We start from the raw sequence: 20,224 nt of genomic DNA, 5'->3' as shown, positions 1-20,224 counted from the left end.
AGCCTCTGCCGGCGAGCCATCTGGATTGATTCGGGGTCGAACGTGAGCGACGGCATTCCGCAGGATGTCATCGCTTCGTATATCGGCGCCACAGTCGCCGATATGGCCAATTGCGAAATTCCGGAGGACAAACACGTCACGGGCACTTCAAAGGTTCGGGTTCACCGCGTGCGTCTGACCGGAACAGACGAGCCCGGCACCTTCACGATCTTCTGGAATCAGCCGATCGAGCTGGCGCTGGAATTTGAAGTCAAACAACCGATCAAACATGCGTCGTTCGGAGTCGGTATTACCACCACCGCCGGGATTCCGATCCTTACCGTTCATCACAACGACGATGAGGGCCGGCTGTGGTCACTCGACCCCGGAGTCTACGAGATGCACGTCCGCCTTCAAAATCCGCTGCGCGCCGGCGTCTATCGTTTTGTTTTCGGAGCGCACGAGGCCCTTGCTAAGACGTCCATCTTTTACATTCCGGATGCCGTCCAGTTTGAAATTCTGGACGTCGGTACAGGCGCTGAACATTACATTCAGCACAACGAGGGTTTGATCAATGGATATGCCAGTTGGCGGCTGGTGAATCGCTGGTGAATCATTTGATCAGCGTTGTCATACCGGCGTACAACGCGGCTGCTTTTCTAGACCGGGCGGTGCAGAGTGTCAACGCACAAACGTTCCGTGATATCGAAACAATCATTGTCGACGACGGATCCGGGGACGAAACGCCGGCCGCCGCCGAACGATTGTCGAACTGCCGGTATTTCAGAATTGCTCACTCGGGACTTCCGGCAGTACCGCGGAACTTTGGCGTAAAGCAGGCGCAGGGCGAGTACATCGCCTTTCTGGACGCGGACGACGAATGGGTTCCCGGCAAACTTCAGGTGCAATCCCAAATCCTGGAGGCGAATTCCGGCATCGGACTGGTATGTTCAAACGCGTTCGTGATGAGGGACGACCATCGAGATACCGGCGAGCTCTACCTGAAGCCCGGCCAGGGAAAAACAGGCAAAGTTTTGAAGCAGCTGGCGAAGGACAATTTCATCATCACGTCGACTGTTCTGATGCGGAAGGATCTATTCCATTCCTCGGGCGGCTTCTCCGAAGAGCCGCAGCTTTGCGCTCTGGAAGATTACGATCTGTGGTTGCGGGTGGCAGGCGTGGCAGACATTCGCTATGTTGAGGAACCGCTCGCGTTTTACCGGGATAGCCCGTCGAGTCTCAGCCGGGTTACGCGCGATCAGACGGTCGCGCAAAGCATCGCGATGGCCAAGTGCGCCGAGTGCGACGTCCATCTGAATGCCCATGAATATTCAGAGCTTGTGGCGGCGTGGTTGCGCTTTCTCGAAAAGCAGCCGCTTCGGGCGCTGAAGTACATGGCCGTCAAACTCTCAGGCTCCCGATGAAGATCCTGCACACCGTGGAATTCTATTCGCCCAGCGTGGGCGGCGCTCAGGAGGTGGTGCGGCGGATTTCGGAGCAACTGGTCCGGCGCGGCCACGAAGTAACAGTTGCAACGAAGCATTTGCCGGAACGAACGAGCACGAATATCAATGGGGTCGAGGTCGCGGGTTTCGCGATATCGGGAAATCAGACCCGGGGTTATCAAGGCGCAACGGACCCGTATCTCCGTTTCCTTACCGGGTCGAAGTTTGATGTGATGATGAATTACGCCGCGCAACAATGGGCAACGGACCTGGCATATGGAGTCCTCCCGGAAATCCCCTGCCGGAAGGTGATGGCTCCGTGCGGCTTTTCAGGACTCTTCAATCCCGAGTACCGTTCCTACTTCGAAGAACTTCCCGCGATATTGCGCAATTACGACCGCCTGATCTTCCATTCGAATTCCGGCCGCGATGTGGATTTCGCCCGGCAGCACGGAATTCAGAGTAGGACACTGATTCCGAACGGCGCTTCGTCGATCGAATTCAGCAGTCCCGATCCAGGGTTCCGAAAGAAATACAAGATCCCGGACGGCCAACCTTTATTACTGACGGTCGGCAGCCACACCGGGGCCAAGGGCCACGCTGTGGTGATGGAAGCCTTCAGGCGTGCGCGGATCGGTCCGGCGACTCTGGTGATCGTCGGCAATACGTTCGGCAGTGCCGGTTGTCTTCCGCGCTGCAGGTTCCAGGCACAACTGGTTCGACTTTCCACATTCGGACAGAAGCGCGTGCTTTTGCTGGACCCGCCGCGAACGGATGTCCTAGCCGCCTATGCTGCAGCCGATCTGTTCGTATTCGGCTCCAATGTCGAGTGCTCGCCGATCGTATTGTTCGAGGCCGCGGCTTCAAAGACACCATTTCTCTCGACCGCCTGCGGCAATGCGCAGGAAATTGCCGAATGGACGGATTCGGGAGTGATTCTTCCAACGCGGCGCAATAGCGATGGTTCCGTGCAAACCAATGCTGCGGCCGCCGCCCGTGGTATTGAAGACCTGTTTGCCGATCGCCGCCGGTTGGACAAACTGGCCAAAACCGGCTACGACGCGTGGAGCAACCGTTTTACCTGGGAAAAGATCGCGCTCGAATACGAACGTCTTTATCTGCAGCTGGTGCAATCCTGATATGAGGATCCTCTATGTCGCGCTGAAATATGACTATGGGGACGCTGCGCGCGGCTACAGCTTCGAGCATTACAACTTTTTCGATTTCTTCCAGAAGTCCGGCCACGATGTTATTTACTTCGACTTCATGGACATCATGAAGTCGAAGGGCAGAGGGAACATGAACAGACAGCTGGTCGAAGCCGTCAAAACCCGGAAACCCGAGTTGATGTTCTGTGTCCTTTTCAAAGATGGACTGGCGCAGAAGACGGTGCGGCACATCTCCGATTTGCCGGACACAACGACGCTCAACTGGTTTTGCGACGATCACTGGCGGTTTGACAATTACTCACGTTTCTGGGCCCCGCAGTTCAATTGGGTCGTCACAACGGCGAGGAGCGCGGTACCCAAATATGCCGAGGTTGAGCTGCGCAATGTGGTGAAGAGTCAGTGGGGATGCAATCATCTCCTCTATCGCAAGCTCGATTTGCCTTTACAGTACGACGTAACGTTCGTGGGACAACCGCACGGGAACCGGCGGGAAATGGTGGATGCACTGAGGAAGAGCGGCATTGACGTCCATTGCTTCGGGTACGGATGGGAAGGAGGCCGGGTTTCGCAGGAAGATATGATCCACATCTTCAATCAGAGCCGCATCAACATAAACTTCTCGAATGCTTCCGTGAAGAGCACCGCGGGTGGATTCGGTCGAATCGCCTCAGGTCTGGACTGGGCAGCGAACTCGCTGGATCAGGTGCCGTTCGGAGGCGCTATAAAAAATGCCGGCCGCGGAATTGTGAACGCGGCTCAGAGCCGCAATGTTTCGGCGGGTGACCAACTGCCTGCGGGTTATGCCGAGCAGATCAAAGGAAGAAATTTCGAAGTGCCCGGATGCGGGGGTTTCCTTTTGACTTCAAAGGCCGATGATCTTGAAACGTACTACGAGCTGGATCGAGAGGTGGTGTGCTTTGATGGAATCGGCGGCCTGACGGAAAAAATCAAATATTACCTTGCCCACGAAGATGAGCGCGCGGCAATCGCGCAGCGTGGCTATGAGCGCACTCTTCGCGACCATACATACGCTCGCCGGTTCGAAGAGATCTTCAAGCGCGCCGGTCTGTCATAAATGCCTGCTGCCGGCACTGCCCCGAAAGTCTCCGTTGTCATGCCCGTCTATAACGCGGAAAAGTACGTTACGAAGGCCATCGACAGCATTCTCAACCAGACTCTGAAGGACTTTGAATTCATCATCGTCGACGACGGGTCGACGGACCGGACACCTGCAATACTCGAATCGTACGCGGCGAGTGATTCGCGCGTCATTCTTCACCGGCAGCCGAATTGCGGATTGATAGCCACGTTGAACCGCGCCTGCAGTCTGGCACAGGGTAGTTATATTGCGCGAATGGACGCGGACGACATCAGTCTGCCTCCGCGGCTGGAGAAACAGGTTCATTATCTCGAACATCATCCCGAAGTCGGTGTGCTCGGAACGTGGATTCAAGACATCGGCGCCGCCGATGAACCGGGACCGATCTGGCCTCTGCCGACAACTCCCGCAACCATCCGATGGTTTCTGATGTTCGGTAACTGCATCGCGCACCCCAGTGTGATGGCCCGCCGCGAAATCATTCAAAATCTCGGATACAGGCCGGAAGCACCGCATGTTGAAGACTATGACCTGTGGATTCGCGCCAGCGCGCTGACCGCCGTCGCGAATCTGCCCGAGGTGCTTCTCCGGTATCGCGTGCGCGGTGAAAGCGCTTCGAGCCGCAACCTGGCGGCCCAGTCGGATCATGCCGCAAGGCTGCGGCACAGGCTCCGCGCCGAAGTCCTGGGCAGCGAATCCGATGATATGCAACGCGAGAGCAGCGGACTCGTACTGAAGTTGTACGACGCCTTTCGGCGGAAACATTTATTGAATCGCGGCGATGCGTCCGAAATCACACTGGACGTGTTCAGAAGATTTTACCTGTCCAAAGAGAGTGAAAAAGCGTGGCGTTCGCTATTACCGCTGGTCCCCGATTCATTCTCCATCCGGACCGGGATCAAAACGCTTCGCTACTGCCTCTTTTATGCGCGAAACCTTCAGCACGGCTTCACGACGCAAAGGCGGCAATGTTAGAATCGACCCAATGTCCCGACGCAAAACCGCAGCTGTCGTGATTCCGGCGCACAACGAAGCGCCGATTATTGCGTCAGTTCTTGCGAATATCCCTGCGGAGATCCGGTCGCACCAGGTCATCCCTATCGTGATCGATGACGGCTCGGACGACGATACTTCCGCAGCAGCGCGGGGAGCCGGCGCAATCGTGATCCGGCATTTGACGAATCTGGGAGTCGGGGCGGCAACGACCACGGGCTTCCGTGCGGCCCAGGAAATCGGCGCGGACATCATTGTGACCATGGATGCGGACGGTCAACACGACCCGCGCGAGATCACGACTCTGGTGGAATGCCTGCTCGACGGTCCGTTTGATGTCGTCATCGGGAGCCGGCTTTTGATGCATGACGGCATGCCTCCGTTACGGTTTGCAGCGAACCTCGTCTTAAATGGTCTGACCTTTCTGGTCTATGGAAAGATCGTTTCGGATTCGCAGTCGGGCTTCAAGGCTTTCACTCGGGGCGCCATTGACCGTATGGAACTGAATTGCGCCGGGTACGAAATCTGTTCCGAAATGGTCGGAGAGATCTACCGCAAAAACTTCCGGTACAAATCGATTCCGGTCTGCGCGGTTTATACGCCATACTCGCGCGCGAAGGGACAACCTTTTCTGAACGGCGTGAATCTGATTCTGGGCCTCTTCATGCGTCTTGTGAGACGATAAGGCGCAGCCGTTAAATCATGTTTGTGCTGGTTGCCAAAATCTTTGCGGTTGTCCTCGCCGTGATCGCGATATCGAAAAGCTATGTCGACTTCCGGGCGCGCCTCGAGTCGCTGCAGATTTTTCTGTTCTGGATGTTCACGTGGCTGGCGATCGTCGTCGTAGCGCTGTTTCCCTCGATCATCGATTACATCCTCGGCTCGTTCGGAGGCGGGCGGGCCGGCCTCGGTACCGTGTTCGGGATGGGCCTGGTGTTCCTGTATTTTCTGGCCTACCGCATGTATGTGAAGATCGGGCGCGTCGAACAGAAGTTGACCAAAACGGTGCAGGAACTCGCTCTTCGAGAGGGGAAAATAGCCGCAAAAGGCACAAAAGGCTAGCCTCTGACGATCGATCCTGATGACTTTTGTGAGCCCCCGCGGTCTAACGCCTACTGTATAATGGAGGAGCTATGCCCCTAAAAAAGTCTACTTATCTGGCTTCCATCCTTCTCATGGTTTCTTCAGTAGTCTTCGCTCAAGGTCCGGTACACCTGCGGAACGAGCAGCCGCCCATTCCCGTCGACCAAATCATTCGAAAGTTTGCGGAAAGAGAAAAGCTGTTCAAGCTGGCCCGCGCCAACTACGTGTACCGCCAGGACAACCGGGTGCAGACGTTGTCGGCGGATGACCGCGTGACCGGCGAATGGCATGAAGTGTGGGACATTACCTACGATCCAAGGGGACGGCGGGTGGAACGCGTCGTTTCCGCGCCCCCGAACACGCTCAAGAACATTTCGCTGACGCCTGAGGATCTTCAGGATCTGCGCGAGATCCAACCGTTCGTCCTCACCAGCGACGACATCGGGAAATACAGCGTGAAGTACCTGGGCAAGGAAAAGGTAGATGATATTGATTGTTACGTCTTCGATGTGGCGCCCAAAGTGATCGAAAAAAATCAGCGGTATTTCCAGGGACAGATCTGGGTGGACGACCGGGACCTCCAGATCGTGAAAACCTACGGAAAGGCCGTTCCGGATATCAAAAAGGGCGACGGTGAAAACCTCTTTCCCCGCTTCGAAACATACCGCCAGCAAATTGACGGGAAATACTGGTTTCCGACCTACACCAGGGCAGTCGACACATTGCAGTTCTCGACCGGCGCCCAGCGGATCCGGCAGGTTGTGAAATACGACAACTACAGACAGTTCCAATCCGACGTCAAGCTGACTTTTGGCGACGCGGTGGACGGCGAGGCCGGAAAAGGAACCGCTGCCCCCGGCGACAACAAGGCGCCCGCGCTGGATCCGAATCTGAAAGATTCGACCACGACGAAGAAAAAGTAGCCGTTGATGACGCAAATTGCGCTAAATTGATTGGCGCAATTTGCGTATTTCGCGGCCAAAGGAGTATCTATGTCCGGCCATTCCAAGTGGCACAGTATCAAACACAAAAAAGGCGCCATCGATGCAAAACGCGGGCGCATGTTCACGAAAGTCATCAAAGAAATCACTATCGCGGCCAGAATCGGCGGCGGGGATCCGGAGGGCAACCCGCGGCTCCGAAAAGCGATCTCGGACGCCAAAGAATTGAACATGCCGGCCGACAACATCAAACGCGCGGTCCAGAAAGGAACCGGCGAGCTCGAGGGCGGACAGCTCGATGAACTTATGTATGAAGGCTACGGGCCCGCCGGCGTCGCCATGATCGTCGACGTGGTCACCGACAATCGTAATCGTACGGTGAGCGAGATCCGTCACGTGTTCTCGAAAAACGGCGGGAACATGGGTGAATCCGGTTCCGTCGCATGGATGTTCAGCAAAAAGGGCTATATCGCCATCGAAAAATCCAAAGGCGATGAAGAAACGCTCATGACCCTGGCGATCGACGCCGGCGCGGACGATTTCACCAGCGACGAGTCGAACTACGAAATCTACACCTCTCCCGAAGCGTTCGATAAGGTGCTGACCGCTGTGAAGGCCAAGGGCATCGAACCGGAAACCGCCGAAGTTTCGATGATTCCTCAGAATTACGTCAAGGTTGAGGGCAAGACGGCGCAGCAGGTCATCAAGCTGATGGAGGCGCTGGACGAGCACGACGACGTGCAGCATGTGTACGGGAATTTCGATATCGAGGAATCCGAACTGGCCGAAGCGGTTTCATAATTCATGCGGGTTCTCGGCGTCGATTGCGGATCCCGCATCACAGGTTACGGCGTCATCGATACCGATGGCGCCGATTGTGTTTATATCCGTTGCGGAGCCATCCGGCCGAAGCCTGCCGATCCGCTTGCAAGCCGGCTGAAGTGCATTTACGACGGCCTCGCGGAAATCATTCAAGAGCTCCAGCCGGAAGCCGCGGCTTTCGAAAGCCTGTTTTATGCCACCAATGTCCAGAGCGCGCTGAAGCTCGGACATGCGCGTGGGGTCTCGATGTTCGCCGCAGCCGAAGCGAATCTGCCTGTATTTGAATATTCCCCGCTGGAGGTCAAAAGCGCCGTCACCGGCTACGGCCGGGCCGAGAAACCGCAGGTCCAGCAGATGGTACGCGCACTCTTGAAACTGAACGCGCCACCCGAGCCCCTGGATGCATCCGACGCTCTGGCAGTGGCGATCTGTCATATTCACACCTATCGATTCAACAAATCTCTGGCGGCACATCCATGATTTCTGCGGCCCTTTTATTTTCGTTGCTGACTCTCGCCGACTTTTCCAATTTCACTTATTGTCACGATAATACCCGCGGTACCTACGAGACGCAGTGCGTAACACTCGATGGCAACGGCCAGGGAGAGGTGAAATTCAAACGCCGCGATTCGGATATGGTGAACGAACCAGTCCGGCTGTCGACGGCTGCGCGGCAGAAATTCCTGAGTTTGCTTGCGGCGACCAACTATCTGGATCATCCGGAGACTTTCGAGTCCGGAAGGAAAATCGCCGATCTTGGGGCCAAACACCTGACGATCGAAATGCCAAGCGGCAAACGCGAAGGCACGTTCAACTACTCTCTACGTAAAGATGTCACCGATCTTTCGAACTTCTTCGAGGCGCTGCTGAATCAGGAGACTCTCGAATTCGACATCACCAACGCCATTCAATTCGAGCGATTGAGCATTCCGAAGCGGCTGGAGCAGGTACAAAACGAGCTGAAGGCGAGCCGGATCGCCGACCCCGAAGCTCTTATACCGATGCTGGAAAAAATCGAAGCCAACCAGCAGATCATGAATTACGCGCGCGCCGAGGCGGGCAAGATCAAGAGAGAGATTCAGACTAAGAAATAAGGAGCCCGGCGTAACCGACGACGTAATCGAAGTCGAGGGACGCTTCCCCGGACGTCGCATACTTCACGAGCTCTGCCGTCGCGGCGCCCAGCAGCTTTGACGCGGTGAGCATCGCCACGGTTGGGCCATAGCCGCACATCGAGATCTTCTCGCGCTTCACCGTCTCGAATAAACCTTCGGGATTCATGGCCAGGATCTGATCGATCGCCTTGCGGTCCTTCACCCGCGTAATGGCATCGGACTCGTAGTGATTCATGTCACTCGAAGCAATGATCAATGCCTCCGGCGCAACCTGTTCAACAACTTTTGCGATGGCTTGCCCGAGCTTCTGAAGACGATCGAAGCTGCCTGTGCCGATGGTGAGTGGAACAAATCGAAGTCCTGCCGGTCCGCACTGCTGCATGAATGGCAGTTGAACCTCCGTTGCGTGCTCAAACCGGTGGGCTTCCATATCGTCCTGAAGCTGAGGATCGGCGGCCATCAGCGCCTCCGACAGTTCCTCATCGATCGGCATCTCGCCCAACGGCGTCTGCCAGGAACCGGACTTCATGATCGAAAGCGGTGGGCCGAAGCCGGTGTGGTTGGGGCAAAGCACGATATTGCGGGCCGGCAGGTGAATGGATGAATAAACAGCGCCCGCCACAGGGCCGGAATAAACATATCCGGCATGGGGCACGACAAGTCCGATCGCTTTCCGGCGATTTCCGGACGGCGCGATGAATCCCTGGACCATCCGGCGAAGCTCGCCGGCTTCGCCGGGATAAAACCGGCCAGCCACTGCAGGCTTGCGAATCATTGATTTAGCCGCAGATGACGCGGATGGGGGCGCATCAAATTCGGAGCGCCCCCATCCGCGTCATCCGCGTCATCTGCGGCTAAACTACGTCTTCGGCGCGTAATAGCCTTTTTTATTCCGGACTTTGAACTTTATGGGCTTTCCGTTGTGATTGACATCCATCGGCGGGACTTCAACTCTCAACTTATGAAATTTACCGTCGTTCTTACGTTCTTTGGGAACGAAGCCGAGGCTATATTCATTCCGAAGATTCGCGCTGACGAGTTGATAAATGCCCGGATATTCGCCCTGGAAGCGCGGGAACCAGGCTGTGCCGCCGGTGGCTTCGGCAATCGACCTCATCACATTATCGGCCTGCAGGAAGGTGATTTCCGCGATAGGCGACAATCTCGATTCATAGTACAGGCGCGCGAGCTGTCCCATACTGACGGCGTAGATCATCGTGTCGGAGGTTTCCGCTTTCTTCAACGCTTCGCCGTAGGTGTGCTTGCTGATATTCGTATCCAGGCCGGTGGCGAGCAGGAAGATGGCTTTTTTCCCGTCGACATTTTCGAGCCGCTGCAGCGTGTCGTAGACCGCATCGTAGAGACAGGTCTCGCTGTATGCGGGAATCCGCATCCGGCGTAATCCATCGACAAGTTCGGATTTATTCTTGGTGAAATCGGTCAGGATCTCGGGCCGGATGTCGAATGCGATCAGCGCGGCCCAATCGTCCTGGCGGAGGCTCTGGATGAAGCCATACGCCGGCTCCACGACATTGTCGTAATAGTATCCGAAGGTATTGCTGAACTCCGCGAGAACGACCACGGTCAGCGGGGCATCCGTAGAGCTGAAATTGCTCACCGTCTGTTCGATGTCGTTATCGAAAACCTTGAAATCACCCTTTTTCAGGCCGCTGACGGGGTTCCCGTTCTGGTCTGTGACAACAACATCGAAGGAGACGACGTCCACATCGATGGATAGTCCGGTCTGCGGCGGCAGATTTTCGGGCTTTTCGCCTTTGGTCGGCGGACCGGACCGGTCTGGCGTCGAGGGAGATGGAGTTACCGGGGACAATGGCACATTAGTGCCGATGTCCTTCTTTGGCCCTTGCGCGATCAGCATCCCGGCGATCAGGAACGCGGCGATCACCATCAAAAGCAGACGCCTTATTTTCATAGGTTCTCCACCCTCAGCCTAACTGACCATCCCTTTGCGGCGCAAGACTTTGATCTCCTTGTGCCATGTTTGGTTTAGTCCGATTTCCATCACCGGAACCTGCCGTGGCAGCGAGCCGATCAATTGCCTTGAAGTCCTGTGAAATCCAAGCAATGGAGCGACCAAAAGAAGCAGCGCCGACTGGTCTCGAAGCTCGCAACCGGCAAAGTACGCATTTCGCTCGAAGTCACCCGCCTTCCGGTGACGTTCTACGGCAATCCAGTAATCCAGAGCCTGAAACGGCAGATCCGGATCGGGCGATGCTTTGATTTCGATCACCACCAGCTGTCCGCTTCGTGTGATTCCCAGGAGATCGATGATGCTCCGTTCTTCTCCGGCGAAACTGGGAACCTGGGGATAGATGTGCCGGACATCCATGGAAGGCAAAACATGGCGGATTTCACCAACAATCTTCGACTCCAGCATCCGCTCTTCGTGAGCAAAAGCCGACGAATCATGTCTGGAGGACCGGCGATCCTGGTAGCGGGCGAATGGCTGAACGAAGGTCTCGGGCGGTTCTCCGGCGTCTTCAAGAGGTTCAACACAGGCGCCATCCCACTGCAGCCACTGGATGTCATGCCGCATTTCCGGCAGGACTCTCAGACGTGTCGCAATGCACTGCTTGCGGTCCCGCGGAACTACGGCAACCACGGGCCGGTTGACCAGGGGCTTCCACAACAATGCCGCCCGCATCAGTCCATCGATAACAGTTGCAGCTTCATCCGGATCGACGGCGATCACGGCGTTCGGGCCAATCAGAAATCTCGGGTACGCGCCGCCGACTCCATGACGCCGGTCGGAATAAAGCGTTTGCCGGTGAATACGTGGCGTACCGAAATAAGCGCATAGCGCTTTGCCGATTTCGATTTGAAACGCGCGGCGCCGCCGCCGTAAGTCCATTCCCGAAGGCAGGCGGTCACCCGGATACAGAGTGATGGTCTCGGTTTGCGAACGGAATCTCGGCCGAGCCTGAATGCGAACGACATTGGGCCGGAGCCACTCCAGACGGGTAATCTTTCTTGTCGCTGAGCCGAGCCGTATTGTGGATCCCTGGACGCAAATTTCCGAAGAATCGAGCGGGAGAAACTCAAGCCCGTTCAAAGAAGCGATCCACTTGGGTTCCAGAGCGAGGAGGATTTTCAGGCCTTCCGTCTCCATCCCTGGATTATAGTAAATCCGTGGACAACCTTGGGGTTCCCGCCTTGCGGTTGCAATGAAACCGGTATTTATCGCTTCTGCTGTCCGAACGGCGATCGGAAAATTCGGCGGCACACTTGCTTCCCTCAGCGCGGCTGATCTGGGCGTCATTGCGGTAAAAGAGGCCATTTCCCGCGCCGGGATCGAACCCGGCGAAGTAAACGAAGTCATCATCGGACATGCGCGCGGCGCCGGGAACGGGCCGAACCCTGCGCGACAAATCAGTTACCGCTCAGGCATACCTCAGGAAATCCCGGCGTATACGGTCAATAAAGCATGCGGTTCGGGATTGAAAGCCATCATTCTCGGATGCCAGGAGATTATGCTGGGTAACAGCGAGGTCATCGCCGCCGGCGGGACCGAGTCCATGAGCAACGTGCCTTACATGGTGGAGCAGGCACGATGGGGCCTGCGGATGGGCAACCATCACTTCATCGACGGGATGTACAGGGACGGATTCTATTGCCCGTTGTCCGAACTCGTCATGGGAGAAACCGCCGAAAATCTCGCCGCCATGTACAAAATATCGCGCGAAGAACAGGATGAATTTGCTCTGACCAGCCATCAACGCGCGGCCATAGCTACGAAAACCAAAAGATTCGCCGAGGAACTGGTACCCGTTCGTGTGCCCGGTAAAAAAGGAGAAGTCCTGGAACTCGGCAAGGATGAGCACATCCGGATGGATGCCTCACTCGCCGCTATGCAAAAGCTTTCTCCGGTGTTCACCAAAACGGGCACAATTACAGCTGCCAATTCCTCGGGCATTACCGACGGCGCTGCGGCCGTGGTTCTGGTCTCGGAACAGGAAGCAGCCCGGCGAAAGTTGCGTCCTCTGGCGCGCATCATTGATTATGCTATTGCGGGCGTCGATCCGAAAATCATGGGCATCGGCCCGGTTCCGGCGGTCCGGAAATTTCTTTCGAAATCGGGGATGAAGCTTGAACAGTTCGAGCTCGTTGAAATCAACGAGGCGTTCGGCGCTCAGGTCATCGCCTGTCTGCGGGAATTACCGATCGATCGGGAGCGGTTGAATGTGAATGGCGGCGCGATCGCGTTAGGGCACCCGATCGGCTGTACGGGAACTCGAATCGTAACGACGCTCGTCCATGAAATGCGGAAACGAACAGTGCGCCATGGCCTGGCCACGCTGTGCGTCAGCGGTGGTATGGGCGTTGCGCTTGGAGTCGAATTATTGTGATGTTGAATTTGCTTCTGGTTTTGCTGCTTCAGACACAGACACTGGCGCCAGGCCAGAAAGTCGTCGTCGGTCTGGAAGACGGTCAGGAAGTCACGATTCAGGACCCCGTCTTTACGGGCTTTATCGAAGGACACAGCGGCGAAGCTGTCCTGACCTATCGCGAGGGGAGCATTCACGGCGAGGTCCCGTTGAAGAATGTCTCCCGGATCGAATTCCGCCCGTATAAGAAAGGCAGACCCTTCTCTTTAACGGTCACATTGAAAAACGGTCAGGTCCTTCAGGTCGAAGCTGAGCGGCGGGATTATGTATCCCTTCGCGGCAGCACCGATGCCGGCATGGTCACGATCAAACAACCGGACCCGCTTTCCGGTCCGGTCGGTCTGACTACAAGACAGGCGAACCGGAAGAAGGATCTGACGATCCAGTATTTGGAATTCCCAACTTCGTAGTATCGTCAGCTTGGAGGAATGGGTGAGTGGTTGAAACCGGCGGTCTTGAAAACCGTTGTACGGGGAACTGTACCGGGGGTTCGAATCCCTCTTCCTCCGCTTTAAATGACAATTGAACATTGGCAATTGTCCCATTCCTAATTCTCGCCGGAGAGGGTCGCGACAATCGTGCGGGTGCCGCCGTTATTGCGATGTTCGCCGAGGTAGATGCCCTGCCAGGCGCCGAGAAGCAGTGTCCCATGTCCGATGGGGATGGTCAGACTGCTTCCCAGCAATGACGCTTTGATGTGCGCCGGCATATCGTCATCGCCTTCGAGCGTGTGCTCGTAGTGATGAGGTCCGTCGGGAACAAGTTCGCCAAGATGCCGCTCCAGATCGCGCCGCACTTCAGGGCTCACGTTCTCATTGATGAAAATGGAAGCCGACGTGTGCTGGATGAAAAGGTGAAGCAGCCCGGTTTCAATCGTGCGAAGCTCCGGAAGTTGCGCCACGACTTCACTGGTAACCACGTGAAAGCCCCGGCTGCGGGGCTTTAGACGGACGATGCGTTGAATCCAGGGCATGACGAATTATCGCGAGCATAGGCAGCTTCCGGAAAGGTCTTTTCAAAACATACGCGTTTCGACATACTGCCTCACCTCAGCCGGATACAAGACGGCCCAGGGCAGGGCCGCCGGACGAAAATACGCTCCGCCGCCTCGAAATACGGCTAGGATTTCCGTTTCCAACTCAAGTTACGTAAAATCGAAGTGAGTGGCTTTGTCCTAATGGATATTTATTAAGAAAGAGGACCTGCGATGGCGAAAACATCACGGCCGACGGCGCAGAAACGGGCGAGAGAGAAAGCACAGCAAGAGCGTCAGAAAGAAAAGCAGCAGCGGCGGGCCGATAATCGAGAACGGAAAGCGAATACGCCGACTGCCAACGGGGATGAAGATCCGGATCTTGCCGGAATGCGTCCTGGTCCCCAACCTCCCCCGGACTGGCTCATCGAGGAAGAAGAGCCGCAACAGTGATTATCCCCTTCGACGGATCATCGACTCATAAAGAACGGCGGGATGCCGCTCTTCGATGACCGAGGGAAATGCACATTCCTTCTGTTCTTCTTTATTGAAAATCTTTGCTTCCGCAAGCGGACGGTTCGGTCTGTAACCTGGACCTTTTGCATCGATTCCCGGGCGCGCCATCAGTTTTTCGATGGTGTAAATCGTTTCGGACCGGTTGTAAACGGATTGGTGATGCTCCCGGCTCATGATGATCGCCTCTTCCGGACACGCATCGACGCAGAAGCCGCAGTAGATGCATCGCATCATGTCGATGTCGAAGCGCTCCGGAAACTTCTCGATTTCCGGATTCGGATGCTCACCTGCTTCGATATAGATGCACTCCGCCGGGCAAATCGTCGCGCACATGTAACACGCAACGCACTTCAGGCTGCCGTCACCGCGGACAGTCAGGATGTGCGTTCCGCGGAACCGCTCCGAATAGGGCCGCGATTGTTCTGGGTAATAAATCGTCGGGTTGTCGCCCTTGAACAGGCTCTTCATCATATGGCGAATGGTTACGCCGAAAGCGCGGAACGTTGACCAGAAGGTGGCGTTTTCACTGCGGGCCCGTTCACTGACATTGATGGTTGGAACATCGACGGCGTAACCGCCTTTAACGGGAGTCAATTGGCAACCTCCTGCGGAGTCTCGGCGGGCATCGCTCCGAGAGGGCCGATCGAGTCATAGTCCATCCCCGAATATCGCGGCACTTCCCGGCTGATCAAATCGAAAATCGCGGCCGGATCATCGGAGACACCCGCGCCCGACTGGTTCAGCAGTTCGGCAATCATGACATGCAAAGGCTGAGCGTCTCCGGGAGGCATCACAGCGCGATTCGAGATCTGCACACGGCCGGCATAATTCGTATAAGAACCCTTCTCTTCGGCCCATGCCGCCATCGGAAGCAGCATCGAAGCGGCGCGCGCCCATGCAAAATCGTGAGTCGTGCTGACGACACTGAATTCGAGAGCTGCAATCAATTTCTTCAATTCGCCAATGACGGCGCCGGAATCTTCGCCAACCAGCTGCGGATGAAACGCAATCCACATGGCGCGGATTTCCTTCTTCTCCGCGCGCTCACGGATGCCGCGCAAGCCGCCGAGTTCGCTATCAAGACCAAAATCCAGGGCACCGTGCGTATTGGCGTGTTTATCCAGCCGCCGCAGCAGATCATCCTGCCGCTGCTGGTACTGCGCGACTTCTTCCGCAAGCCGGAAATCGAGTCGGCCTTTGAAGTACTTCTTCAGGAGGAAGAGCGCTTCGTTTGTATTGTTCGCTGAGGCCAGGGCGGCGAGGGCGGCATCGCCATACTGCTTTCGAACCGATTCAAACCGTTCGTGAATTGCGGGAAGCAGATCGGCGATACTTTTCAGCTCACCGGCCAGCGAACCGTGGCGCAGGCGCGGCCAGCGATCCACCGTGTGAAAACTGAGGCGGCCTTCATCGCACAGCCAGCTCTTGTTGACATCCACGTTACGCCGGCCGACCGTCCGATAGATCTTGCCGTCGGTTGCGGTATAACCCGGAATTCCACCGCCGACCGCGCGAGCCGAATGGTCGATTCGCAAATTGCAGCCGGTGCTGCAGCCCGCGCAAACCGACGGCGTTCCCTTCAGGAACCACACCCGCACCTTGAACCGGAAGTCCGCACTCGTCAGAGCCCCTACCGGGCACACATCCACGACGTTCGCCGAATAGGCATTGGTTAAAGGCTTGTCTTCGAAAATGCCGATCTCGGCATTGTGGCCGCGGCTGAAGACCTGGATTTCATTGGTCTTGGTGACGTTGCGGGTAAAACGCACGCAGCGCGTGCAGAGAATGCACCGTTCCTGGTCGAGCTTGACTAGTGGTCCAAGATTGAACGCTTTCTTCCGGCGCGTTTTCTGCCCGAGAGGATACCGGCTGTCGTGCCCGGCATGCGCCATGTAGTAATCCTGAAGCCAGCATTCGCCGGACTGATCGCAAACGGGACAGTCGATCGGATGATGCAACAGAAGGAATTCCATCGCATATCGGACCGCCTGATGGACGCGCTCGGTGTTGGTCCGCACTTCCATATTGTCTGCAATCGGCGTAGCGCATGACGGAAGCAGCTTCGGCGCCCCTTTGACCTCGACCAGACACATCCGGCAGCTGCCTTCGATGCCGATATCCGGATGATAGCAATAGCGGGGAATCTCAACGCCGATTTCATCGGCCACTTGAATGATGGTTTTGCCTTTTTCGGCCTCGTATGTCTGGCCGTTAAACGTCACTTTGGGCATAAAGAGCTAGGTTAGCATGGGATCTATTGCACCAATGCATCATTCGAATTTTTGCATTTCAAATTTGCAATGCAGAAATCTCGAATGATGCATTGGTGCAATAAGATCTACGGAAGCGTTGGATGCTCAATCGGCAAATCGGTACGGTTTCCCCACTCACCCCACGACCCGAGATAATTCCGCACGTTTGGAAAACCGATTAAACGCAGCGCCAGGTAGGTGTGCGCCGAGCGGTAGGCGCCCTGGCAGTGCGGAATGACTTCCTTTTCTGGTGTGATCCCGCGTTCCGCGTACATTTTGTTTAATTCATCGGCGGACTTGAAGAAACCTTGCGGGTTCAAATTGTTCGTCCACTCGAGGTGGACGGCTCCGGGAATGGCGCCGCCGCGTTTCGCTCGCACCAGCTTCCCGGTATATTCATCATCGCTGCGCGTATCGACGATCACCGAGGCCGCCGTATTCAACTTTCCCAGCACGTGATCGGCAGTGGCGAGCCGTTCCGGCCGCTGTTTCATCTTGAAATCGCCGGTTTTCGCAATCGTTGCCTCATGAGTTACGGGCAAACCCGCAGCCTGCCATGCGTTGAAACCGCCGTTGAGCAGATGCACATCGTCATGTCCGAAGAATTCCAGGAACCAGAACAGTCTGGCGGAACGCATTCCGGCGATGTCGTCGTAGGCCACAACGGTGCTGTCGTGGTTGACGCCTTTGGCCTGAATCAGGTGTTCGATGATCCACAGGAAGGCATTCAACGGCTCGGGCCGGGTGTCGATCAGGCTGATTCCGAAAATATCGAAGCTGCGGGCGGCCGGGATATGGCCGTTGGCATAGGCCTCGGGAGGTCTCATATCCATGAGCACCAGCTTCGGATCGGACAGCCGGCTTTTCAACTCGTCTACAGACCAGAGCAACTGCGGATTCGCGTAGTTCATTTTTGCCTCTCGAGCAGATCGATCACGTCGGACAACAGCCGGACGGTATAAGTCGGCGCGCATGCCGGCAGCTGTATTTCCTGCGGAAGCAGGTCCTGGCGCTTGGTCTCGATCCAGACGACGTGCATGCCGGCGCTCAAAGCGCCATAAACATCGACGTACAGCTGGTCACCAAGAAAGAGCGCTTCCTCAGGCCGGACATTCATTTTTGCGAACGTGTGGTCGAAGATCATCCGGTGCGGTTTGCACCAGCCGACTTCGGCGGACACCACGACAGTTTCAAACGCCTCGCGAATCCCGAACTTGTCCAGCGATTCGTAGAGCGCAGGAGCATAGCCGAAGTTGGAGATCATCCCGGTCCGATAGCGGGTCTTTGCCCAATCCAGGGCCCGGATCACATCCGGCCGGACTTCGAACGACTCCTGAAGCAGGGCCATGTGGGCTCTGGTGATCGTCTCGATCGCCTCGTCCGTGATCTCGTCCAGAGGATGCTCCAGCAGTTCGAGCATGATCCGGAAGCGCTCCTGGCTGACAACTTCCCTGAGGTCGATGCGCCGCCGGGCGTTGACCCGCAAAAAGCTTTGAGAAAAAGCGCCGTAGAAAACGTCAAACTCTTTTTTACCGAAAATATCGCAGTATGCCGCGTGCGCGGCCGGCGCCGTCGTCGGCATGGATTTGCCGCCGGACTGGTAGGTTGGCAGCTTCGCTTCGTTGATATGGATCACCGTGTCGAATGCATCGAAAATGAGAGTGGTATAATCCATGGTTCTCTTCCGCTAGAATATCCGATTCGGAGGCTGTGACGATTGATTACCGTTGAGAACCTCACGAAGCGTTATCCCGCGAAAACCGCGATCGAAGGAATGTCCTTCCAGGTGGAGAAGGGCGAGATCCTCGGGTTCCTGGGTCCGAACGGCGCAGGAAAAACGACAACCATGCGCATCATTACCGGGTTCATGCCCGCGACGGCCGGCAGCGTCCGCGTGGATGGTTTTGATGTCTTCGAAAACCCGCTGGACGTCCGCCGGCGGATCGGCTACCTGCCGGAAAATCCGCCGCTCTATCTGGAAATGAACGTCGCGGGTTATCTGCGGTTTGTTGCCAAGATCAAAGGCGTTCCCGGCGAGAAACTGGACAGCGAAGTCGCGCGCGTGATGGACCGCGTGAACATCACCGACGTCCGCGAGCGGATCATTGCCAAGCTCTCCAAAGGTTATAAGCAGCGCGTCGGTCTGGCCCAGGCGCTGTTGAACGATCCGCCGGTTTTGATACTGGATGAACCGACGATCGGTCTGGATCCGAAACAGATCCTTGAAGTCCGGGAGCTCATCAAGGATCTTGCGGGGAATCACACGGTTGTACTGTCGACACACATTCTTCCCGAAGTCGAACAGACCTGCCATCGCGTCATCATCATCGATCACGGAAAAATCGTTGCCGTCGATACGCCAAGAAACCTCCGGTCACAGCTCCAGGGCGGCGAACGCATTTCGGTTGAAGTTCAAGGGCCGGCCGCGGAAGTCATGTCGAAGTTGAAGGCGATGGACGGTGTCGTCGAGGTTCGGAAAGTCGGAGAGACCGACGGGCGCCAGCGGCTGCAGATCGAAAGCGAACTGCGAAAAGACATCCGCAGCGATCTGGCCCGCATGATCGTCCAGAGCGGCTGGGGACTCTACGAGCTGCAGTCGGCGAGTATGAGTCTCGAAGATATCTTCTTAAAACTGACAACCGCCGAGGAGGCCGAAAAACAGGGGACGTAACCACAAAATGCACACGAGGCACATGTGCATTTTGTGCCTTTTGTGGTTTCGTCCGTTTTTGTTGTTATGCGAAACATAGTAGCCATTGTCGAACGCGAACTACGCGCGTACTTCAGCTCCCCGATCGCCTACGTCGTGCTGACGATCTTTATCTTCCTGTCAGGCATGTTCTTCACATCCATCCTTGCCCAGGTGATGCAGATGGGGCTGATGTCGCAAATGCAGGCGCAGCAGCTCGGGCCGCAGCCGATGGATATGCCTGGAATGATCAGCCGTGGATTCCTCAGCACGATGAGCGTCATTCTGCTGTTCGTCATGCCGATGCTGACGATGGGATTGTTCTCGGAAGAGAAGAAACGGGGAACCATCGAACTCCTGCTGACCGCGCCCCTGACGGACGCCCAGGTCGTCCTTGGCAAGTTTTTTGCTGCCGCCGCCTTCTATGTCATTCTGCTTCTGACGACGTGTATTCCGATGGCAACGCTGTATATGTACGGCAGCCCTGCGTCCGGGCCGATCCTCACGGCATACCTGGGATTGTTGCTTTACGGCCTGTCCATTCTTGCCATCGGCCTGTTCATTTCGACTTTGACGGAAAACCAGATCATCGCCGCAGTGATGAGCTTCGGCGCCATCATGGTGCTCTGGCTGGTGGATGTCATGGGGCAAAATGCGGAATCGCCGGCAACCAAAGGAATCCTGACCTACTTATCAATCCTCAGCCACCTGGATGATTTCATGAAAGGTGTTCTCGCAACCT

24 protein-coding genes and 1 tRNA gene are annotated in these 20,224 nt (G+C 56.2%); 17 read left to right on the top strand and 8 right to left on the bottom strand.

Annotated elements, in window-relative coordinates; all coding sequences use genetic code 11:
• From VGK48_28445 to VGK48_28395, 11 genes are all read left to right on the top strand, one after another.
• On the top strand, positions 1–591 hold a 591-nt coding region (locus VGK48_28445; protein ID HEY2385124.1), incomplete at its 5' end, for a Wzt carbohydrate-binding domain-containing protein.
• Positions 567–1,403, top strand: a complete 837-nt coding sequence (locus VGK48_28440) for a glycosyltransferase family A protein (protein ID HEY2385123.1) — start codon at positions 567–569, stop codon at positions 1,401–1,403. The genes VGK48_28445 and VGK48_28440, both read left to right, overlap by 25 nt.
• Positions 1,400–2,563, top strand: a complete 1,164-nt coding sequence (locus VGK48_28435) for a glycosyltransferase family 4 protein (protein HEY2385122.1) — start codon at positions 1,400–1,402, stop codon at positions 2,561–2,563. Before VGK48_28440 ends, VGK48_28435 begins: the two co-directional genes overlap by 4 nt.
• A gap of 1 nt (position 2,564) precedes the next feature.
• Positions 2,565–3,668, top strand: a complete 1,104-nt coding sequence (locus tag VGK48_28430; GenBank protein HEY2385121.1) for a glycosyltransferase — start codon at positions 2,565–2,567, stop codon at positions 3,666–3,668.
• Positions 3,669–4,667 (top strand): glycosyltransferase, encoded by a 999-nt coding sequence (locus VGK48_28425; protein ID HEY2385120.1) that lies wholly within the window; start codon positions 3,669–3,671, stop codon positions 4,665–4,667.
• Between the two features lie 10 nt (positions 4,668–4,677).
• On the top strand, positions 4,678–5,370 hold the full coding sequence (locus tag VGK48_28420; protein ID HEY2385119.1) for a glycosyltransferase family 2 protein: 693 nt from the start codon (positions 4,678–4,680) through the stop codon (positions 5,368–5,370).
• Positions 5,371–5,387: 17 nt separating this feature from the next.
• Positions 5,388–5,747, top strand: coding sequence for a DUF2304 family protein (locus VGK48_28415; protein ID HEY2385118.1), 360 nt, complete (start codon positions 5,388–5,390; stop codon positions 5,745–5,747).
• A 71-nt stretch (positions 5,748–5,818) separates the two neighbouring features.
• Positions 5,819–6,691 carry a hypothetical protein gene (locus tag VGK48_28410; protein HEY2385117.1) on the top strand — a complete coding sequence of 291 codons (873 nt, stop codon included), beginning with the start codon at positions 5,819–5,821 and terminating at the stop codon, positions 6,689–6,691.
• Between the two features lie 69 nt (positions 6,692–6,760).
• Positions 6,761–7,510: a YebC/PmpR family DNA-binding transcriptional regulator gene (locus VGK48_28405; protein ID HEY2385116.1), complete on the top strand. Its 750-nt coding sequence runs from the start codon at positions 6,761–6,763 to the stop codon at positions 7,508–7,510.
• Positions 7,511–7,513: 3 nt separating this feature from the next.
• Entirely contained in the window at positions 7,514–8,011 is a 498-nt protein-coding gene (ruvC, locus tag VGK48_28400) for a crossover junction endodeoxyribonuclease RuvC (GenBank protein HEY2385115.1), read from the top strand.
• A complete protein-coding gene (locus VGK48_28395) occupies positions 8,008–8,625 on the top strand; it encodes a hypothetical protein (protein HEY2385114.1) in 618 nt (205 codons plus the stop codon). Before ruvC ends, VGK48_28395 begins: the two co-directional genes overlap by 4 nt.
• On the opposite strand, the gene amrB is transcribed toward VGK48_28395, so the two are convergent.
• The 3 genes from amrB to VGK48_28380 all read right to left on the bottom strand — a co-directional run bounded on the left by amrB (position 8,615) and on the right by VGK48_28380 (position 11,776).
• Positions 8,615–9,421, bottom strand: coding sequence for an AmmeMemoRadiSam system protein B (gene amrB, locus VGK48_28390; protein HEY2385113.1), 807 nt, complete (start codon positions 9,419–9,421; stop codon positions 8,615–8,617). The two genes, VGK48_28395 and amrB, sit on opposite strands and share 11 nt — an antisense overlap.
• Before the next feature lie 84 nt (positions 9,422–9,505).
• Positions 9,506–10,579, bottom strand: coding sequence for a VWA domain-containing protein (locus VGK48_28385; GenBank protein ID HEY2385112.1), 1,074 nt, complete (start codon positions 10,577–10,579; stop codon positions 9,506–9,508).
• Between the two features lie 18 nt (positions 10,580–10,597).
• Positions 10,598–11,776 carry a hypothetical protein gene (locus VGK48_28380; protein ID HEY2385111.1) on the bottom strand — a complete coding sequence of 393 codons (1,179 nt, stop codon included), beginning with the start codon at positions 11,774–11,776 and terminating at the stop codon, positions 10,598–10,600.
• A gap of 55 nt (positions 11,777–11,831) precedes the next feature.
• Here VGK48_28380 and VGK48_28375 point away from each other — a divergent pair, with 55 nt between their 5' ends.
• The 3 genes from VGK48_28375 to VGK48_28365 all read left to right on the top strand — a co-directional run bounded on the left by VGK48_28375 (position 11,832) and on the right by VGK48_28365 (position 13,561).
• A complete protein-coding gene (locus VGK48_28375; protein ID HEY2385110.1) occupies positions 11,832–13,013 on the top strand; it encodes an acetyl-CoA C-acetyltransferase in 1,182 nt (393 codons plus the stop codon).
• Positions 13,013–13,462, top strand: coding sequence for a hypothetical protein (locus VGK48_28370; GenBank protein ID HEY2385109.1), 450 nt, complete (start codon positions 13,013–13,015; stop codon positions 13,460–13,462). The genes VGK48_28375 and VGK48_28370 overlap by 1 nt, the downstream gene beginning before the upstream one ends.
• 12 nt (positions 13,463–13,474) lie before the next feature.
• Positions 13,475–13,561 (top strand) — tRNA-Ser (locus tag VGK48_28365).
• Between the two features lie 38 nt (positions 13,562–13,599).
• On the opposite strand, the gene VGK48_28360 is transcribed toward VGK48_28365, so the two are convergent.
• A complete protein-coding gene (locus VGK48_28360; protein HEY2385108.1) occupies positions 13,600–14,025 on the bottom strand; it encodes a secondary thiamine-phosphate synthase enzyme YjbQ in 426 nt (141 codons plus the stop codon).
• 234 nt (positions 14,026–14,259) lie between these two features.
• Here VGK48_28360 and VGK48_28355 point away from each other — a divergent pair, with 234 nt between their 5' ends.
• Entirely contained in the window at positions 14,260–14,478 is a 219-nt protein-coding gene (locus VGK48_28355; GenBank protein ID HEY2385107.1) for a hypothetical protein, read from the top strand.
• Here VGK48_28355 and VGK48_28350 read toward each other — a convergent pair whose 3' ends face one another.
• The 4 genes from VGK48_28350 to VGK48_28335 all read right to left on the bottom strand — a co-directional run bounded on the left by VGK48_28350 (position 14,479) and on the right by VGK48_28335 (position 18,468).
• Positions 14,479–15,135 (bottom strand): NADH-quinone oxidoreductase subunit I, encoded by a 657-nt coding sequence (locus tag VGK48_28350; GenBank protein ID HEY2385106.1) that lies wholly within the window; start codon positions 15,133–15,135, stop codon positions 14,479–14,481. It abuts the gene before it with no gap.
• Positions 15,132–16,772 (bottom strand): 2Fe-2S iron-sulfur cluster-binding protein, encoded by a 1,641-nt coding sequence (locus tag VGK48_28345; protein HEY2385105.1) that lies wholly within the window; start codon positions 16,770–16,772, stop codon positions 15,132–15,134. Before VGK48_28345 ends, VGK48_28350 begins: the two co-directional genes overlap by 4 nt.
• Positions 16,773–16,879: 107 nt before the next feature.
• The gene (locus VGK48_28340; GenBank protein HEY2385104.1) at positions 16,880–17,704 is read right to left on the bottom strand and encodes a sulfurtransferase; all 825 of its coding nucleotides are present in this window, start codon (positions 17,702–17,704) and stop codon (positions 16,880–16,882) included.
• A complete protein-coding gene (locus tag VGK48_28335) occupies positions 17,701–18,468 on the bottom strand; it encodes an HAD family hydrolase (GenBank protein HEY2385103.1) in 768 nt (255 codons plus the stop codon). Before VGK48_28335 ends, VGK48_28340 begins: the two co-directional genes overlap by 4 nt.
• A gap of 42 nt (positions 18,469–18,510) precedes the next feature.
• Between VGK48_28335 and VGK48_28330 the strand changes: the two genes are divergently transcribed.
• Together VGK48_28330 and VGK48_28325 are read left to right on the top strand one after the other, a co-directional pair.
• Positions 18,511–19,464, top strand: a complete 954-nt coding sequence (locus VGK48_28330; GenBank protein HEY2385102.1) for an ABC transporter ATP-binding protein — start codon at positions 18,511–18,513, stop codon at positions 19,462–19,464.
• 66 nt (positions 19,465–19,530) lie between these two features.
• Positions 19,531–20,224: ABC transporter permease (locus VGK48_28325; protein HEY2385101.1), on the top strand; the 694-nt coding region annotated here is incomplete at its 3' end.

Source organism: Terriglobia bacterium, from assembly GCA_036496425.1.
Classification (GTDB): domain Bacteria; phylum Acidobacteriota; class Terriglobia; order 20CM-2-55-15; family 20CM-2-55-15; genus 20CM-2-55-15.
This window is presented reverse-complemented; position numbering and strand designations above follow the sequence as displayed.

Excerpts from the sequence above, each read along its gene's own strand:
- VGK48_28435 (HEY2385122.1), top strand. The coding sequence starts at position 1,400 with ATGAAGATCCTGCACACCGTGGAATTCTATTCGCCCAGCGTGGGCGGC.
- VGK48_28430 (HEY2385121.1), top strand. The coding sequence starts at position 2,565 with ATGAGGATCCTCTATGTCGCGCTGAAATATGACTATGGGGACGCTGCG.
- VGK48_28425 (HEY2385120.1), top strand. The coding sequence starts at position 3,669 with ATGCCTGCTGCCGGCACTGCCCCGAAAGTCTCCGTTGTCATGCCCGTC.
- VGK48_28420 (HEY2385119.1), top strand. The coding sequence starts at position 4,678 with ATGTCCCGACGCAAAACCGCAGCTGTCGTGATTCCGGCGCACAACGAA.
- VGK48_28415 (HEY2385118.1), top strand. The coding sequence starts at position 5,388 with ATGTTTGTGCTGGTTGCCAAAATCTTTGCGGTTGTCCTCGCCGTGATC.
- VGK48_28410 (HEY2385117.1), top strand. The coding sequence starts at position 5,819 with ATGCCCCTAAAAAAGTCTACTTATCTGGCTTCCATCCTTCTCATGGTT.
- VGK48_28405 (HEY2385116.1), top strand. The coding sequence starts at position 6,761 with ATGTCCGGCCATTCCAAGTGGCACAGTATCAAACACAAAAAAGGCGCC.
- ruvC (HEY2385115.1), top strand. The coding sequence starts at position 7,514 with ATGCGGGTTCTCGGCGTCGATTGCGGATCCCGCATCACAGGTTACGGC.
- VGK48_28395 (HEY2385114.1), top strand. The coding sequence starts at position 8,008 with ATGATTTCTGCGGCCCTTTTATTTTCGTTGCTGACTCTCGCCGACTTT.
- amrB (HEY2385113.1), bottom strand. The coding sequence starts at position 9,421 with ATGATTCGCAAGCCTGCAGTGGCTGGCCGGTTTTATCCCGGCGAAGCC.
- VGK48_28385 (HEY2385112.1), bottom strand. The coding sequence starts at position 10,579 with ATGAAAATAAGGCGTCTGCTTTTGATGGTGATCGCCGCGTTCCTGATC.
- VGK48_28380 (HEY2385111.1), bottom strand. The coding sequence starts at position 11,776 with ATGGAGACGGAAGGCCTGAAAATCCTCCTCGCTCTGGAACCCAAGTGG.
- VGK48_28375 (HEY2385110.1), top strand. The coding sequence starts at position 11,832 with ATGAAACCGGTATTTATCGCTTCTGCTGTCCGAACGGCGATCGGAAAA.
- VGK48_28370 (HEY2385109.1), top strand. The coding sequence starts at position 13,013 with ATGTTGAATTTGCTTCTGGTTTTGCTGCTTCAGACACAGACACTGGCG.
- VGK48_28360 (HEY2385108.1), bottom strand. The coding sequence starts at position 14,025 with ATGCCCTGGATTCAACGCATCGTCCGTCTAAAGCCCCGCAGCCGGGGC.
- VGK48_28355 (HEY2385107.1), top strand. The coding sequence starts at position 14,260 with ATGGCGAAAACATCACGGCCGACGGCGCAGAAACGGGCGAGAGAGAAA.
- VGK48_28345 (HEY2385105.1), bottom strand. The coding sequence starts at position 16,772 with ATGCCCAAAGTGACGTTTAACGGCCAGACATACGAGGCCGAAAAAGGC.
- VGK48_28340 (HEY2385104.1), bottom strand. The coding sequence starts at position 17,704 with ATGAACTACGCGAATCCGCAGTTGCTCTGGTCTGTAGACGAGTTGAAA.
- VGK48_28335 (HEY2385103.1), bottom strand. The coding sequence starts at position 18,468 with ATGGATTATACCACTCTCATTTTCGATGCATTCGACACGGTGATCCAT.